The sequence below is a fragment of the Streptomyces sp. NPDC090025 genome (assembly GCF_044748125.1).
Lineage (GTDB): Bacteria > Actinomycetota > Actinomycetes > Streptomycetales > Streptomycetaceae > Streptomyces.
The window spans coordinates 1-15500 of the sequence record NZ_JBIVFL010000004.1; the positions used below are offsets into that span (position 1 = coordinate 1).

General features: G+C 73.8%; 14 protein-coding genes. 8 read left to right on the forward strand and 6 right to left on the reverse strand.

All coding sequences use genetic code 11. The features are described 5' to 3' along the window. The 3 genes from ACIPXM_RS12585 to ptsP form a co-directional block, all read left to right on the forward strand. Nucleotides 1-249: hypothetical protein (locus ACIPXM_RS12585; RefSeq protein ID WP_401654822.1), on the forward strand; the 249-nt coding region annotated here is incomplete at its 5' end. Nucleotides 250-530: 281 nt separating this feature from the next. Further along, a complete protein-coding gene (locus ACIPXM_RS12590) occupies nt 531-980 on the forward strand; it encodes a PTS glucose transporter subunit IIA (RefSeq protein WP_401654823.1) in 450 nt (149 codons plus the stop codon). 80 nt (nt 981-1060) lie between these two features. Further along, entirely contained in the window at nt 1061-2731 is a 1671-nt protein-coding gene (ptsP, locus tag ACIPXM_RS12595; RefSeq protein WP_401654824.1) for a phosphoenolpyruvate--protein phosphotransferase, read from the forward strand. A gap of 87 nt (nt 2732-2818) precedes the next feature. Here the strand turns inward: ptsP and ACIPXM_RS12600 are convergent, their stop codons facing one another. Both ACIPXM_RS12600 and ACIPXM_RS12605 read right to left on the reverse strand, forming a co-directional pair. Next, a complete protein-coding gene (locus ACIPXM_RS12600) occupies nt 2819-3760 on the reverse strand; it encodes a hypothetical protein (protein ID WP_401654825.1) in 942 nt (313 codons plus the stop codon). Between the two features lie 34 nt (nt 3761-3794). Beyond that, nucleotides 3795-5147 (reverse strand): MFS transporter, encoded by a 1353-nt coding sequence (locus ACIPXM_RS12605; protein ID WP_401654826.1) that lies wholly within the window; start codon nt 5145-5147, stop codon nt 3795-3797. A 47-nt stretch (nt 5148-5194) separates the two neighbouring features. Here ACIPXM_RS12605 and ACIPXM_RS12610 point away from each other — a divergent pair, with 47 nt between their 5' ends. Next, nucleotides 5195-6514, forward strand: coding sequence for an aminotransferase class I/II-fold pyridoxal phosphate-dependent enzyme (locus ACIPXM_RS12610; protein ID WP_401654827.1), 1320 nt, complete (start codon nt 5195-5197; stop codon nt 6512-6514). 45 nt (nt 6515-6559) lie between these two features. Here the strand turns inward: ACIPXM_RS12610 and ACIPXM_RS12615 are convergent, their stop codons facing one another. Continuing rightward, nucleotides 6560-8530, reverse strand: coding sequence for an acetoacetate--CoA ligase (locus ACIPXM_RS12615; protein WP_401654828.1), 1971 nt, complete (start codon nt 8528-8530; stop codon nt 6560-6562). 214 nt (nt 8531-8744) lie between these two features. On the opposite strand from ACIPXM_RS12615, the gene ACIPXM_RS12620 reads away from it, so the two are divergent. Continuing rightward, nucleotides 8745-11102: a glycoside hydrolase family 31 protein gene (locus ACIPXM_RS12620; RefSeq protein ID WP_401654829.1), complete on the forward strand. Its 2358-nt coding sequence runs from the start codon at nt 8745-8747 to the stop codon at nt 11100-11102. A 51-nt stretch (nt 11103-11153) separates the two neighbouring features. On the opposite strand, the gene ACIPXM_RS12625 is transcribed toward ACIPXM_RS12620, so the two are convergent. Next, entirely contained in the window at nt 11154-11744 is a 591-nt protein-coding gene (locus ACIPXM_RS12625) for an NUDIX domain-containing protein (RefSeq protein ID WP_401655201.1), read from the reverse strand. Between ACIPXM_RS12625 and ACIPXM_RS12630 the strand changes: the two genes are divergently transcribed. The 3 genes from ACIPXM_RS12630 to ACIPXM_RS12640 all read left to right on the forward strand — a co-directional run bounded on the left by ACIPXM_RS12630 (nt 11743) and on the right by ACIPXM_RS12640 (nt 14418). After that, entirely contained in the window at nt 11743-12639 is an 897-nt protein-coding gene (locus tag ACIPXM_RS12630) for a M15 family metallopeptidase (RefSeq protein WP_401654830.1), read from the forward strand. The two genes, ACIPXM_RS12625 and ACIPXM_RS12630, sit on opposite strands and share 2 nt — an antisense overlap. A 70-nt stretch (nt 12640-12709) precedes the next feature. Next, the gene (locus ACIPXM_RS12635) at nt 12710-13216 is read left to right on the forward strand and encodes a Zn-ribbon domain-containing OB-fold protein (RefSeq protein WP_401654831.1); all 507 of its coding nucleotides are present in this window, start codon (nt 12710-12712) and stop codon (nt 13214-13216) included. Further along, the gene (locus ACIPXM_RS12640; RefSeq protein WP_401654832.1) at nt 13213-14418 is read left to right on the forward strand and encodes a lipid-transfer protein; all 1206 of its coding nucleotides are present in this window, start codon (nt 13213-13215) and stop codon (nt 14416-14418) included. The genes ACIPXM_RS12635 and ACIPXM_RS12640 overlap by 4 nt, the downstream gene beginning before the upstream one ends. 58 nt (nt 14419-14476) lie before the next feature. Here the strand turns inward: ACIPXM_RS12640 and ACIPXM_RS12645 are convergent, their stop codons facing one another. Together ACIPXM_RS12645 and ACIPXM_RS12650 are read right to left on the reverse strand one after the other, a co-directional pair. Continuing rightward, a complete protein-coding gene (locus ACIPXM_RS12645) occupies nt 14477-15094 on the reverse strand; it encodes a GTP-binding protein (RefSeq protein WP_401654833.1) in 618 nt (205 codons plus the stop codon). Next, nucleotides 15075-15497: a DUF742 domain-containing protein gene (locus tag ACIPXM_RS12650; protein ID WP_401654834.1), complete on the reverse strand. Its 423-nt coding sequence runs from the start codon at nt 15495-15497 to the stop codon at nt 15075-15077. Before ACIPXM_RS12650 ends, ACIPXM_RS12645 begins: the two co-directional genes overlap by 20 nt. Between the last annotated feature and the right edge of the window lie 3 nt (nt 15498-15500).

Here is a 15500-nt window from a genome sequence, read left to right on the forward strand (position 1 = left end):
AAGATGGACGGGGTATCAACTAATCTGGCGTTGATTTTTGGCACGCTGTTGAGTTCTCAAGGTGCGGACGCTTCCTTTGTACTCACCCTCGCGGGTTTTCCTCCGGGCGCTTCCTTCGTTCTTGCGTTTCCGACTCTATCAGATCTTTTCGACCCGATTTCCTCGGTGCTTTCCGGTTCATTTGCCAGGCATTCACCTTGCGAACCTTCGGCGGGGTCAAACACTACCAGGCTTTTCCGCTCCCCCTGACCACTCCGTCTGCGAGCATGCAGAGGTGTAGACCACTGGGGTTAGGATCTGACTGATAGTCGCTGCCGACCCACGACTCAAAGCCGCGTTGGGGTCAGGCAGGAGTACGACAGTACATCCCGTCGCCTCTAGAGGCAAATCGCTTGCCGTCGTCCCTAGGTCTGCCAACTGGTACGTCTCGTGCGGAACTGGGACTTCTTATGACTTAGGCTTCTGAACAGTACGCCGTCCAGGACAGGTAGTGACGGCGCCACACAATCTCCGCCCCTGGGAGGCTTCCCATGACAACCGTGTCGTCGCCACTCGCTGGACGCGCCATCGGTCTCGCCAATGTTCCCGACCCCGTCTTCTCCGGCGCGATGGTCGGGCCCGGCACCGCAATCGACCCCGTACGTGAGGCGTCCGAGGCCGTCTCGCCCGTGGACGGTGTCGTCGTTTCTCTGCACCCGCACGCGTTCGTCGTCGTCGACAGCGAGGGCCACGGTGTGCTCACCCACCTCGGGATCGACACCGTTCAGCTCAACGGCCAGGGCTTCGAGCTTCTGGTCAACAAGGGTGACACCGTGACGCGCGGCCAGGCCGTCGTGCGTTGGAACCCCGCCGAGGTCGAGGCCGCCGGCAAGTCCCCCATCTGTCCCATCGTGGCGCTCGAGGCCACCGCGGACTCGCTCTCCGATGTCATCGACGACCAGGACGTGAAGGCCGGCGACGCGCTCTTCTCCTGGAGCTGACGGCCAGCTCGTCGTCCTGACGAGCGCTTACGACATTCAACGCGGCGGCCCGGCCGCCGCTTCTACCGGAGACGGGTGAGATGGAGACAACGCTGCGAGGCGTCGGCGTCAGCCACGGAGTGGCGATCGGCGAGGTCCGGCACATGGGCACGGCGGTTCTCGAGCCGCCGGCCAAGCAGATTCCGGCCGATGAGGCGGAGCGCGAACAGGGGCGCGCCCGCCAGGCGGTGGAGGCTGTGGCGGCCGACCTGATTGCGCGCGGCAATCTGGCCGGTGGCGAGGCCCAGGCGGTGCTCGAGGCCCAGGCGATGATCGCCCAGGACCCGGAGCTCATCGCCGACGTCGACCGCCGGATCGCGGTCGGCAGCACGGCCGAGCGCGGTATCTACGACGCGTTCTCGCACTACCGCGAGCTGCTCGCGGGTGCGGGTGAGTACATGGCCGGCCGGGTGGCCGACCTGGACGACGTGCGGAACCGGATCGTGGCGCGCCTGCTGGGCGTGCCGATGCCGGGTGTGCCGGACAGCGACGAGCCGTACGTGCTGATCGCGCGGGACCTCGCTCCCGCCGACACGGCGCTGCTCGACCCGGCGCTGGTGCTCGGCTTCGTGACCGAGGAGGGCGGGCCGACCAGCCACAGCGCCATCCTGGCGCGGGCGCTGGGTGTGCCGGCCGTGGTCGCGCTGCCCGGTGCGGGTGAGCTGGCCGAGGGCACGGTCGTCGCGGTGGACGGTTCCACCGGTGAGATCTTCGTGGACCCGAGCGAGGAGAAGAAGGCGGCGCTGACGCGGGCCGCCGCGGAGCGCAAGGCCGCTCTCTCCGCTTCTTCCGGTCCTGGTGCCACCTCCGACGGGCACAAGGTGCCGCTGCTCGCGAACGTGGGCGGTCCCGCCGACGTCCCGGCGGCGGTCGAGGCCGGTGCCGAGGGCGTGGGTCTGTTCCGCACCGAGTTCCTGTTCCTGGACGACAGCAAGAAGGCGCCGTCCGAGGACAAGCAGATCGAGGCGTACCGCAAGGTCCTGGAGGCGTTCCCGGAGGGCCGTGTGGTCGTCCGGGTGCTGGACGCGGGCGCCGACAAGCCGCTCGAGTTCCTGACGCCGGTGGACGAGCCGAACCCGGCGCTCGGTGTCCGGGGGCTGCGTTCGCTGCTCGACCACCCGGAGGTGCTGCGCACGCAGCTGACCGCGCTGGCGAAGGCGGCCGAGGGGCTGCCGGTGTACCTCGAGGTCATGGCGCCGATGGTGGCCGACCGTACGGACGCGAAGGCGTTCGCCGACGCGTGCCGTGAGGCGGGTCTGCGGGCGAAGTTCGGCGCGATGGTGGAGATCCCGTCCGCCGCGCTCCGGGCGCGTTCGATCCTGCAGGAGGTCGAGTTCCTGTCCCTGGGCACGAACGACCTGGCGCAGTACACCTTCGCGGCCGACCGTCAGGTGGGTGCGGTGTCGCGGCTGCAGGACCCGTGGCAGCCGGCGCTGCTCGACCTGGTGGCGCTGTCCGCGGACGCGGCCAAGGCCGAGGGCAAGAGCTGTGGTGTCTGTGGTGAGGCGGCGTCGGATCCGCTGCTCGCGTGTGTGCTGACGGGTCTGGGTGTGACCTCCCTGTCGATGGGCGCCGCGTCGATCCCGTACGTGCGGGCGACGCTGGCCAAGTACACGCTGGCGCAGTGCGAGCGTGCCGCGGCCGCGGCGCGTGCGGCGGACACCGCGCACGACGCGCGGCTGGCCGCGCAGGCGGTGCTGTCCGGAGAGTGATCCGGGTGGTCCGGCCGTAGGCCGGGGTGAAGGGGCTTCTCGCCAGGTTCTGGCGGGGAGCCCCTTTTTTTCGCGTGTTCTCGCGTCTCAGTGCGGGTGGTGCCGGGGGTCGGTGTCGGGCAGTGGGTCGAGCGGGAGTCCGGCCAGGTGGTGGACGTGGGGTTCGGGGGCGATGGGGTCGCCGGTGTGGGCGTCGGTGCAGTACGCGTCGAAGACCTCGGCCTCGGTGAGGGGGTGGAGCTGTCCTTCGGCGAGGCGCCAGCCGTGCAGGCGGTCGGGGTGGCCGGGGGTGGTGGTGCGCAGGACGACCCCGCCGGGGCCGCCGAGGGCGATGCCGGCGGCGAGGACGGTGACGAACTCTCCGCCGTGCGGGGTGTCGAGGAGGTCAGGTCCCGTGCTGTGGGGGTCCGTCCGAAGTGCGGCGACGAGCTGGTCCTCGTCGGCGGGGACGCTGCAGACCAGGTGGTGGGTGCCGGGTCCGGCGGCGTCGAGGAGGCGGAGCAGCAGCAGGGAGGCGCGGGCGAAGGCGGCGTGGCCGATGTGGCGTCCGCAGTCGGGGCACTCCCCCGCCTCGGCGAGGAGGAGGGTGGCGTACTCCCAGGTGGTGTGGCGGACAGTGACCTCGACGAGGGTGGCGAGCAGGGTCGCGAGGGGTTGTCCGGTGTAGGGGACGTGGGGTCCGGTGGTGGCCTGGTCGGCGGTGTAGTGGGCGCGGCTGGTGGGGTGGTCGGGGTCGCGGCCGGTGGCGGCGCAGTGGTCGGCGTAGTCCTCGGGGTCGAAGAGGGTGACGGAGGTGTGGCCACCGGTGGCGCGGAGGGTCTTGAGGTGGTTCTCGACGTGGTGCAGGTAGTCGGTGTGGCTGGTGAAGGGGAAGGTGGCGTAGCGCCGCATGGCGGTGAAGTCCTCGGTGTCGGCGAGGAGGCCGAGGGTGGCGGTGGTCTCGCGGCGCAGGGTGCGGCGGGCGGTGGTGCGGGTCGGGCGGGTCGGGTGGTCGTGGTGGGTGGGCCGGGTCGGGTGGTGCTGGGTCATGGGTCCCCCTGGGTGCGGTGGCTTTCGCCGTCCATCACTTCTCACTCACCGTAACCGTCGGCACTGACAGTGACGGATCCGCGGCCGGTGCGGGGGCTGGGGCGGCCGGGGTGACGTGGTCGCGGAGCAGCCGGTGCTGGGTGGCGGCGGCGCCGACGAGGGCGAGGCCGAGCACGGGCCAGGCGAGCGGGCCCGCGGCCATGACGCCGGTGACCAGGAGCGGGCCCGCGAAGCGCTGGCCGGACTGGGCGAGGCCGTGGAAGCCGAGGTAGCTGCCCTGGGCCTCGGCGGGGGCGAGGGCGACGGAGAGTTCCCAGGAGGCGGTGGCGTGGATGATCTCGGCGAAGGTGAGCGCGATGACGGCGGCGATCAGGGCGCAGGTGGCCAGGACGGGTCCGCCGGTGGCGGAGACGGCGAGGCCGAGGGTGCCGGCGGCGAAGAGTCCGGCGAGCGGGACGAGGAGCCGACGGGCGGCGGGGGTGGTGGCGCCGAACCGGGCGAGCGGAACCTGGAAGAGGACGACGAGGACGGTGTTGAGGACCAGGAGCAGCGGGACGAGGCCGACCGGGGCGTCGGTGGCGTGGACGATCCAGAGCGGGACGGCGACCTGGAGGATCGTGTCGTCGAGGAAGAGGGCGGCGTCGGTGGCGGTGTAGCCGAGGAAGACGCGGTCGCGCCAGGGGTTCGCGGGGCGGTCACGGACGGCGTCGGCGCAGGCGTCGGCCGAGGCGTCGGCGCAGGCGTCGGCCGAGGCGTCGGTGGAGGTGGTGACGACACGGGCGGGGGCCGGGGGTTCGGCGCAGCGCAGGGTGAGGGCGGCGATCACGGCGTACGAGAGGACGTTGCCGACGAGCAGGTAGGTGTAGGCGTCGACGCTTCCGGTGGCGAGTGCGGCGGCGGCGCCGAGGCCGCCGATGGACCAGCCGATGTTGACGGTGGTGCGCTGGATGGCCTGGTAGCGGACGCGGTCCGGTCCGGCGAGGCGGGCGGCGTAGAGCTTGATGAGGACGCTGCCCGCGCGGTCGGGGAGGGCGCCGAGCGCGGAGTAGAGGGTGAGGAGGAGGTAGTGGTCGGTGGTGAGGAGGGCGAGCAGGGCGGCGCCGCGCAGGAGTTGGGTGGCGACGATCAGCCGGACGACGGGGAAGCGGTCGGCGAGGCGGCCGGCGATGGGGGCGCCCGCGAGGCCGACGCCGCCGGAGATGGTCATCAGGAGGCCGACCTGGCCGAGGCCGAGTCCTGAGACGTAGGTGAAGTAGAGGGCGGTGCAGCCGGCCCAGAGTCCGGTGCCGGTCTTGTCGATGATGCTGACGACCAGCATGCGGCGGCCGTCACGGCCGCCGGGTATGCGGTCGAGGACGGTGCGGTGGCGTGGAGTCGGGCGGCTCACTCGGTTCCCCCTTGACGCGAGTTATGTATTGATACATAGTTCAGTACGTGGCAACACAATATGCGATCAGTGGGACGACGGCCAAGGGAATTGCCGCGTCCGTCGAGCGGGGCGTTTCCGAGGGCGAGCTCGCGCCGGGGGACGCGCTGCCTCCGGTGCGGCGGCTCGCCGACGACCTCGGCGTCAGTCCCGGCACCGTGGCGACCGCGTACAAGGAACTGCGCGGCCGGGGCCTGGTGGTCACCCGGGGCCGCGGCGGCACGGTGATCGCCCAGGCGCCTTCGGTGGCCTCGCGCCGCCCGCTGCGGGTTCCGGACGGCCTGGTGGACCTCGCGGGCGGGCATCCCGACCCCGCGTTCCTGCCGGTGCTGTGCCCGCCCGCCGAACTGCGCCCCCGGTTCGGCTCGCACCGCGCCGCGCCCCGGCTCGACGCGCTCACCGGGCTGACCCGTGCCTGGTACGCCCGGGACGAGGTGCCCGCCGAACAGGTGAGCTTCGCGCACGGCGCGCTCGACTGCGTCGCCCGGCTGCTCGCCGTGGAACTGCGCCCCGGCGACGCGGTCGCGGTCGAGGACCCCGGCTTCCACCATCTGCTCGACCTGGTCCCGGCCCTCGGCCTGCGGATGGTCCCGGTCCCGGTGGACCGCGAGGGCATCACCCCGGACGGCCTCGCGACGGCCCTGCGGGCCGGAGTCCGCGCCCTGGTCTGCACCCCGCGCGGGCAGAACCCCACCGGGGCGTCCTTCTCCCCCGCCCGCCGGGACGCCCTCGTGGCGCTGCTCCGGGACGCCCCCGAGGTGCTGGTGGTGGAGGACGACTACACCGCGCCGCTCGAAGGACCGGCCGCGCCCACCCTCGCGGCAGCGGGTCTGGAGCGCTGGGCGCAGGTGCGGACCGTGTCCAAGCGGCTCGGCGTCGATCTGCGGTGGGCCGGGGTGGCGGGCGATCCGGTGACGATCGCCCGGCACGACGGGCGGCTCCTGATGACCTCGGGCTGGGTCAGCCACATCCTTCAGGACACGGTGGCCCGGCTGCTCGCGGACCCGGCGGTCGTCCGGCTGGTGACGGCGGGCGAGACGGCGTACGCCGAGCGGCGCCGGACGCTGACCCAGGCGCTCGCCGGGTACGGGATCCGCGCCGAGCCGGGCTGCGGGATGAACGTGTGGGTGCCGGTGCGCGACGAGTCGGCGGTGGTGAACGGGCTGCGCACCCGGGGCTGGTGGGTGGCGGCCGGTGCCCGGTTCCGGATCGACGCGCCCACCGCCGTACGGATCACCACGGCCGCGCTCCCGCCGGCGGAGTGCGTACGGCTCGCGGCGGACTTCGCGGCGGTGCTCGGGGATGCGCAGGCGACGTACGGCGGGTGAGCCCCGCCGTACCGCCGCGCCGTACGCCTGCGGCCGCCGGTCCCGCTACCGCTCGGCGCGGCTGCGGGCCAGCTCCTCGTAGAAGCGCAGCAGTTCCAGGTCGTCGACCGAGCCCGGGTTGACCGCGCGGGCCATCGGGGTGCCCTGGAGGAGGCGCTTGACCGGGACCTCGATGCGCTTGCCGGTCAGGGTGTGCGGGACGCCGGGGACCTCGATGATGTCGTCGGGCACATGGCGCGGGGAGAGTTCGGTGCGGATGGTGGCGCGGATCCGGCCGACGAGCTCCTCGTCGAGGGTGGCGCCTTCGGCCAGGTGGACGAAGAGCGGCATCCAGTAGCCGCCGTCCGGCTCCTCGATCCCGATGACGAGCGATTCGCGGATCTCCGGGAGGCGTTCGACGGCCTCATAGATATCGGCGCTCCCCATCCGGACGCCCTGACGGTTGAGGGTGGAGTCGGAGCGGCCGTGGATGACGACGGAGCCGTGGTCGGTGATCGTGATCCAGTCGCCGTGCCGCCAGACGCCCGGGAACATCTCGAAGTAGCTGTCCCGGTAGCGGCTGCCGTCGGGGTCGTTCCAGAAGCGGATCGGCATCGACGGCATCGGGTTGGTGACCACGAGCTCGCCGACCTCGCCGGTCAGCGGCTTGCCCGCCGGGTCCCAGGACTGCAGGTCGGTGCCGAGGCAGGCGGCCTGGAGCTCGCCGATGTGGACCGGGAGGGTGGGGACGGCGCCCGCGAAGCAGGAGCAGACGTCGGTGCCGCCGCTGACCGAGGCGATCCACAGGTCGGCGCGGACCTCGTCGTGCAGCCAGCGGAAGCCGTCCGGCGGCAGCGGGGAGCCCGTGGTGGCCACGCAGCCCACCTTCGACAGGTCGAAGTCGCGGCCCGGGTGGACGCCCGCCTTGGCGCAGGCCATCACGTACGCGGCGGAGGTGCCGTACAGGGTGGCGCCGGTGCGCTCGGCGATCCGCCACTGGGCGGCGGTGTCCGGATAGCCGGGGCTGCCGTCGTACAGGACGACGGTGGTGCCGGTGAGCAGGCCGGAGACGAGGAAGTTCCACATCATCCAGCCGGTGGAGGTGTACCAGAAGAACACGTCGTCGGGGCCGAGGTCGCAGTGCAGGCCGAGCTGCTTGAGGTGTTCGACCAGGATGCCGCCCTGGGACTGCACGATGGCCTTGGGCAGGCCGGTGGTGCCGGAGGAGTAGAGCACCCACAGCGGATGGGCGAACGGCACCTGCTCGAAGACCGGTTCGGTGTCGGCGGCGGTCAGCGCGGACCATTCCAGGGCGCCTTCAGGGGCGGCGGTGCCGAGCAGCGGGATGTGCACCACGGCGCGCAGGGTGGGGAGTTCGGCGCGGAGCTCGGCGACGGTGGCGCGGCGGTCGTGCTCCTTGCCGCCGTAGCGGTAGCCGTCGACGGTGAACAGGACGACGGGCTCGACCTGCTGGAAGCGGTCGAGGACGCTGCGGGCGCCGAAGTCGGGGGCGCAGGAGGTCCAGACGGCGCCGACGGCGGCGGTGGCGAGCAGGGCGACGACGGCCTCGGGGATGTTCGGCAGATAGCCGCTGACCCGGTCGCCGGGGCGGACGCCGAGGCCGCGCAGTTCGGCGGCGAGCGAGCCGACCTGGCGGCGCAGCTCGGCCCAGCTGACCGGGGTGGGCTCGTGGGTCTCGTCGACGTGGAGCAGCGCGGCGGCGTCGGGGCGGTCCTCGGCGGCGCGCAGGGCGTGCTCGGCGTAGTTGAGGGTGGCGCCGGGGAACCAGTCGGCGCCGGGCATCGTACGGTCGCCGATGACGCGCTCGTACGGGGTGCCGAAGCGGACGTCGAACCATTCGGTGACGGCGGCCCAGAAGGTGTCCAGCTCGTCGACGGACCAGCGGTGCAGGGCCGGGTAGCCGCCCTCGGCGGGGGCTCCGCGGCGCTCGGCGGCCCATGCCTGGAAGCGGGTGACGGCGGCCGCGGCGATGCGGTCCGCGTCGGGCTGCCACAGCGGCTCGGTCTGCGATGTCATGGGTCGGCTCCCTGGCTGTACGCGGGTCTGCGTGGGTCGCGCGCACGTGCTGGGGTGTGCGCGTGACGCGGCTGACAGGGACGATGCCATGGGAACCTCTTTCGCACCAGGGTTCGCCGCCCATGGTCGGACGGTTGAATATGTGCCCGCACCACAGGTGAACGGCAGTTGAACGAAGCGCATACCGCTCCGCGCGGATGGCAGGCTGAGCTGCATGGACGGTCGTGAGCTGGTGCGCTCGGTGCGGGAAACGGTTTCGGTGCGGGGGTTGCGGGGGGTGCGCTCGGCGTGGCTGCGGCGGCGGACGGACGCGCGGGCGCTGCCGCCGCCGGGCGCGGAGCGGGCCCGGGTGCCGGGTCCGGTGAGCACGGCGGAGACCGCGCCGGGCGGCGGGATCCTCCGGTTCGCCCGCTCGGAGCTGCGGGTCTCGGTGTCGGCGGGCGGCACGGTGTTCTGGGCGTGGGACGGGGCCGAGCCGCTGCCGTCGTACGGGCTCTGCGGGCAGCCGCCGGGGCCGGACCCCAGGGCCGTCCTGGAGCCGGACACCGACGGCGGCTGGCGGGTGGTGTCGGAGCGGGTGACGGTGGTGGTGTCCCGGCACGGGGCGGTGGAGGTGCGTACGCCCGGTGGCGTGGTGCTGCGCCGGGAGCTGCCGCCGCGCTGGTGGGAGCCGGTACGGGGCGGGGCGGCGCGCTGGGTGCAGCGCAGCGAGGTGGCGGCGGACGCCCGGTTCTTCGGGCTCGGCGGGCGGGCGGCGGGGCCGCGGCTGCGGGACGGCGTGTACCGGCTGTGGAACACCGATCCGAAGGCGCCGTTCGTTCCGGGCGACGATCCGCTGTACATCACCATGCCGGTGCAGCTGGTGGTCGCGGACGCGGGCACCCATCTGGCGTTCTACGACAACTCGTGGGACGGGCGGGTGGTGCTCACCGAGGGCGAGGAGGGCGCCGGATCCGGCCATGACCGGCCCGGCACCAGCGAACTGCGGATGGACGGCGGCCCGTTGCGCTGCTGGGTGGTGGTCGGCACCCCCGCGCGCGTGCTGCACGGCTGGGCGGCGCTCTCCGGGGCCCCGGCGCTGCCGCCGGCCTGGGCGCTCGGCCCACAGCACGCCCGCTGGGGCTTCGGCAGCGAGCGGGAGGTGCGCCGGGTGGTGGACGGCTACCGGGACCGCGGCCTGCCGCTGTCGGTGCTCCATCTGGACATCGACCACTACGCCGGGCACCGGGTGTTCACCGTGGACCGGGAGCGGTTCCCGGACCTGCCGGGGCTGGCGGCGGAGCTGCGCGGGCGCGGGGTGCGGCTGGTGTCGATCGTGGATCCGGCGGTGAGGGCGGAGCCGGGCGACCCGGTGTACGACGCGGGGCGGGCGGCCGGGGCGTTCGTGCGCGACGACCGGGGCGCGGAGGTGCGCGGCGAAGTGTGGCCGGGCGAGTGCGCCTATCCGGACTTCACCGATCCGGCGGCCAGGGCGTGGTGGGGCGGGCTGTACGAGGAGCGGCTGCGGCAGGGCTTCTCGGGGGTGTGGCACGACATGAACGAGCCGGTGTCGTTCGCCCCGTTCGGGGACCGTACGCTGCCGCGCTCGGCCCGGCACTCCCTGGAGGGCCGGGGCGGCGACCACCGCGAGGCGCACAACGTGTACGGCCTGACGATGGCCAGGGCGGGCTACGAGGGGCTGCGGGCGCTGCGGCCCGAGGAGCGGCCGTTCCTGTTCTCGCGGTCCGGCTGGGCGGGGATGCAGCGGTACGGCGGCACCTGGTCGGGTGATGTGGCGACGGGCTGGCCGGGGCTGCGGGCCTCGCTCGCCCTGGTGCTCGGGCTGGGGCTGTGCGGGGTGCCGTACTCGGGTCCCGACGTGGGCGGTTTCGACGGCAGTCCGTCGCCCGAGCTGTTCCTGCGCTGGTACCAGCTGGGGGCGTGGCTGCCGTTCTTCCGCACCCACTCCGCGATCGACGCGGGGCGGCGCGAACCGTGGGAGTTCGGCCCCGAGGTGCTGGCCCACGCGCGCGTGGCGCTCGCCGAACGGGAGCGGCTGCTGCCGTACTTCGTGACGCTGGCGCGGCTGGCCCGGACGACGGGCGCGCCGTACGTGCGGCCGGTGTGGTGGGGCACGCCGGAGGACCGGGCGCTGCGGGACTGCGAGGACGCCTTCCTGCTGGGTGACGCGCTCCTGGTGGCGCCGGTGCTGAGCGGCGGCGCGGACCGGCGGGCGGTGCGGCTGCCGCGCGGCCGCTGGTACGACACGGCGACCGGTGCCGCGTACGAGGGTCCTGGTCAGGTGCTGCTCGACGCGCCGCTGTCCCGGGTGCCGGTGCTCGCCCGGGCGGGCGCGGTGCTGCCGGTGCGCGACGAGGACGGCGCGGGGCTCGCCCTGGAGGTGTGGGCGCCGCAGGCCGGGCGGACCGGCGGCGGGCTCGTGGTGCGGGACGCCGGGGACGGCTGGGAGCCCGCCGAGATCGAGCGCTATCAGTCGCGGCTGGTGGACGGCCGGGTGGTGGTCGAGCGGGTGACGGACGCGGGGCCGGTGCCCGCGGACCTGCCGGTACGGGTGCGGGGCCTGGCGCCGTAGCGGGCGCGGGCCCGGGCGGTCCGGGCCGCGGGGGCCTGGCCCGGTGTGGGGTCAGCGGTCGTAGGCGCCGCTGAAGAAGCGCCGTACCGCCTCGGTGTGCAGCGGGAAGGCCAGCTCCTCGGGGCCGTGCAGCAGATGGTGGCCGGTGGTCTCGTCGGTCGGGGCCGGGGGCGGCAGGGTGTCCGCCGGGCGGGGCGGGAGCAGGCCGAGGACGAGGAGGTGTCCGGCGGGCGAGCTGAGGGCGTCGGCGAGGCGGACCTCGTCGGCGGTGGCCGGGATGCCGGTCTCCTCGTACAGCTCGCGGGCCACGGCGTGCTGCCAGTCCTCGCCGAAGTCGATGAATCCACCGGGCAGCGCGACCTGTCCGGCGGCCGGGGGGATGGTGCGGGTGATGACGACGAGGGCGGTGGACCCGGTGCCGGTGGTGACGGGCAGCAGGGCGATGGCGACCGGCAGCGGGTTGCGGTAGGCGGTGGTGCCGCAGCTCGGGCAGGTGCGGGGCCAGCCGGCGTCGGCCCGGTGGCGGGCGCCGCAGGACGAGCAGTGGGTGTGCGGGGCCGGGGCGGCGGGAGAGTCGGTCACCGGCCGACCGTACGCGATCGGCCTTTCGCGGCGCGGCCGTTCCGGGTAGACCGGGCCCATGACCGCATTCACGCACCGCACCGCGACGCACACGACGGCGACGCACCGCACCGGGCCGGGCCGCACCGGGCGCGGGCTCGCCGCCGCCCGCCGGGTCCTGGGCGCGCTGGCCGCCGCCGGGCTGCTCGCCGTCACCGCCGCCGTCCCGTCGGCCGAAGCGGCGCCGGGCCCGCGTCCCGCGCCGGAGCCGAAGGCGCCGCCGGAGTTCGTGGCCCTGGACCGGATCGATCCGACGATCCGTCAGGAGATGCGCTACGCGGGCGCGCACAATTTCGTGGGCGAGCGGATCGACGGGTACCGCCAGCCGCTGTGCGTCCTGACCCGGCCGGCCGCCGAGGCACTGCACCGGGCGCAGCGGCGGCTGCTCGCCCGGGGCTACACGCTGAAGGTGTACGACTGCTACCGGCCGCAGCGGGCCGTCGACCACTTCGTGCGCTGGGCGAAGGACCTGGACGACGAGCGGATGAAGCGGGAGTTCTATCCGCTGGTCGCCAAGTCCCGGCTGTTCCTGGACGGTTACATCGCGGAGAAGTCCGGGCACAGCCGGGGTTCCACGGTGGACGTGACCGTGGTGCGGCTGCCCGCGCGGCCCACCCGGCCGTGGGTGCCGGGCGAGCCGCAGGTGGAGTGTTTCCGGCCGCAGGCCGAGCGGTTCCCGGAGAGCTCGCTCGACATGGGCACCGGCTTCGACTGCTTCGACACGCTGTCGCACACCGACGATCCACGGATCGACGGGGCCCGGCGGGCCAACCGTGATCTGCTGCGCGGGGCGCTCGCCGAGCAGGGGTTCGTCAATCTGCCCGAGGAGTGGTGGCACTTCACGTTCAGGCCGGAGCCGTTCCCCACCACGTTCTTCGATTTCCCGGTGTCCCGCCGGTCGGTGGCCGGACACTGATGTCTTCCCCCATCGGGCCGCCCGTGCCAGACTCCTGACGGATCGTCAGATAATGGGGAGGCCCGGTTTCATGGCACGCACACGCAGGCCGGTGGTGACCGGCTGGTTCACCGATCCCGCCGAGGGGACGGACGGCGCCGTCCCCGAGGCGGACTTCCGGCTGCTCGGCACCCGCTGCACGGCCTGCGCGTCGGTGTTCTTCCCGCGCGAGGACGACAGCTGCCGCAATCCGCGCTGTCCGGGCGGCGGCGAGCTCGCCGAGACCCCGCTGTCCCGGCGCGGCCGGATCTGGTCGTACACCGACGGGCGTTACCGGCCGCCCGCCCCGTACGTCTCCGACCCGGACACGCCCTGGGTGCCGTACGTCCTGGTCGCGGTGGAGCTGGCGACGGAGGCGATGGTGGTGCTCGGGCAGGCGGCGCCGGGCGTGGGCACGGCGGACCTGGCGATCGGCGCCGAGGTGGAGCTGGTGCCCGGGGTGCTGAACGAGGACGACGAGCACATCTGGACCACCTGGCACTGGCGGCCGGTGGCCGCGGCGGACCGCGCAACGGGCCGGGAAGGGGAGCGGGCATGACGGAGACGACGGGCGCGCACGACATCGCCGTCCTCGGGGCGGGCATGCACCCGTGGGGCAAGTGGGGCCGGAGTTTCGTCTCGTACGGCACGGCGGCGGCCCGGGCCGCGCTCGCCGACGCCGGGCTCGACTGGTCCGACGTCGGCTCGATCGTCGGCGCCGACACCGTGCGCGGCGGCTACCCCGGCTATGTCTCCGGGGCCACCTTCGCGCAGGCGCTCGGCTGGCAGGGCGCCCGGGTGACCAGCGTCTACGCGGCCTGCGCCTCGGGCGCCCAGGCCGTGAACACCGCCCGGGCGCAGATCCTGGCCGGGCTCGCCGACGTGGTCCTGGTGGTGGGCGCGGACGCGGCCCCGAAGGGCTTCTTCGCCCCGGCCGGGGGCGACCGCCCGGACGATCCGGACTGGCTGCGGTTCCGGGTGCTCGGCGCGACCAACCCGGCGTACTTCGCGCTGTACGCCCGGCGCCGGATGGCGCTGTACGGGGACACCGCCGAGGACTTCGCCCAGGTGAAGGTGAAGAACGCGGCGGCGGGCGCGCTCAACCCGCGGGCCCGCTACCGCACGCCGGTGACCGCCGCCGAGGTGGCGGCCTCGGCCGTGGTGGCCGATCCGCTGCGGCTGCTCGACATCTGCGCGACCTCCGACGGCGGGGCGGCGCTCGTCCTGTCCAGCCTGGACTTCGCCCGGCGGCACGGGCACCGGGACCCGGTGCGGATCCGGGCGGTGTCCACGGTCACCCCGACCTATCCGAAGGCGGTGCTCGACCTGCCGGACATCGCGACCGACTCGGCGGTCGCCGTCGCCCCCTCGCCGCACTCCTTCCGCGCCTCGATCGCGAGGGCCGCGTACGAGGAGGCCGGGCTCGGCCCGGACGAGCTGTCGCTCGCCGAGGTCTACGACCTCTCCACCGCCCTGGAACTGGAGTGGTACGAGGACATCGGGCTCTGCCCGCCCGGCGAGGGCGCCAAGCTGCTGCGGGAGGGCGCCACGGCGCTCGGCGGCCGGATCCCGGTGAACCCGAGCGGCGGGCTCGCCTCGTTCGGCGAGGCGGTGCCCGCGCAGGCCATCGCCCAGGTCTGCGAGCTGACCTGGCAGCTGCGGGGCACGGCGGGCGACCGGCAGGTGCCGGGGGCGCGGGCCGGGATCACCGCCAACCAGGGCCTGTTCGGGCACGGTTCGGCCGTCGTCGCGGTCCGCTGACCGCGCCCGGCGTCGGCATCCCGCGGGCGCCCTGCCGCCAAGGCCCGGCGCGCGGACCTCAGTTGGTCAGCGCGGCGGGCCCGGCGGCCAGCTCCATGGCGTGCTCGACGACGGCGACGAGGACGTTCTTCACCGACTCGCGGTCCCGCGCGTCGCACATGAGCAGCTCCACCTCGGGGTCGAGGTCGAGCGCGCCGCGCACCGACTCCGGCGGGTAACTCCGCGCACCCTCGAAGCAGTTGACGGCCACCGTGAACGGGATGCCGCGCCGCTCGAAGTAGTCGATGGCGGCGAAGCTGTCCTCAAGACGGCGGGTGTCGGCGAGCACCACCGCGCCGAGCGCGCCCTGCGCCAGCTCGTCCCACAGGAACCAGAAGCGGTCCTGCCCGGGCGTACCGAAGAGGTAGAGCACCAGGTCCTCGCGGAGCGTGATCCGGCCGAAGTCCATGGCGACGGTGGTGGTCGACTTGGTCTCCACGCCGTGCAGGTCGTCCACCGGCCGGCCGGCCTCGCTGAGCACCTCCTCGGTGCGCAGCGGCCGGATCTCGCTGACGGCGCCGACCAGGGTCGTCTTGCCGACGCCGAAGCCGCCCGCGACCAGGATCTTCAGGGTCACCGGTTCGACCGGGGGCTGCCTGCGGCTCGCGCCGCCGGAGCTAGAGCGCCCGAAGGCCATTGATCACCTCGCGGAGGATGCTCACGTCCGGCAGCTCGGCCGGCGGAACGGGGCGGGTCACATGGACGAGCTCGTCGTCGACGAGATCGCCGACGAGGACCCGGACCACCCCGACGGGGAGGTCGAGTCCCGCGGCGAGTTCGGCGATCGACTGCGGCTGGTCGGCGCAGCGTTCGACGATCTCGACGTGCTCGGGGGACAGCGTCTGGTCCCGGCCGGGATCGTCGGCGGCCGGTTCGGGCACCACCAGCGCGATCAGGTCGAGCCGGTGGCGGGTGGCGGCACTGGTCCGGCCGCGGGTCATCGCGTACGGGCGGACCACCGGGCCCGCGTCGTCGTCGAACCAGCGGGCGGCCGGTTCCTCGCGGGACTGGTCCGTGCGGGACTGGTCCGTGTCGGTCATGGC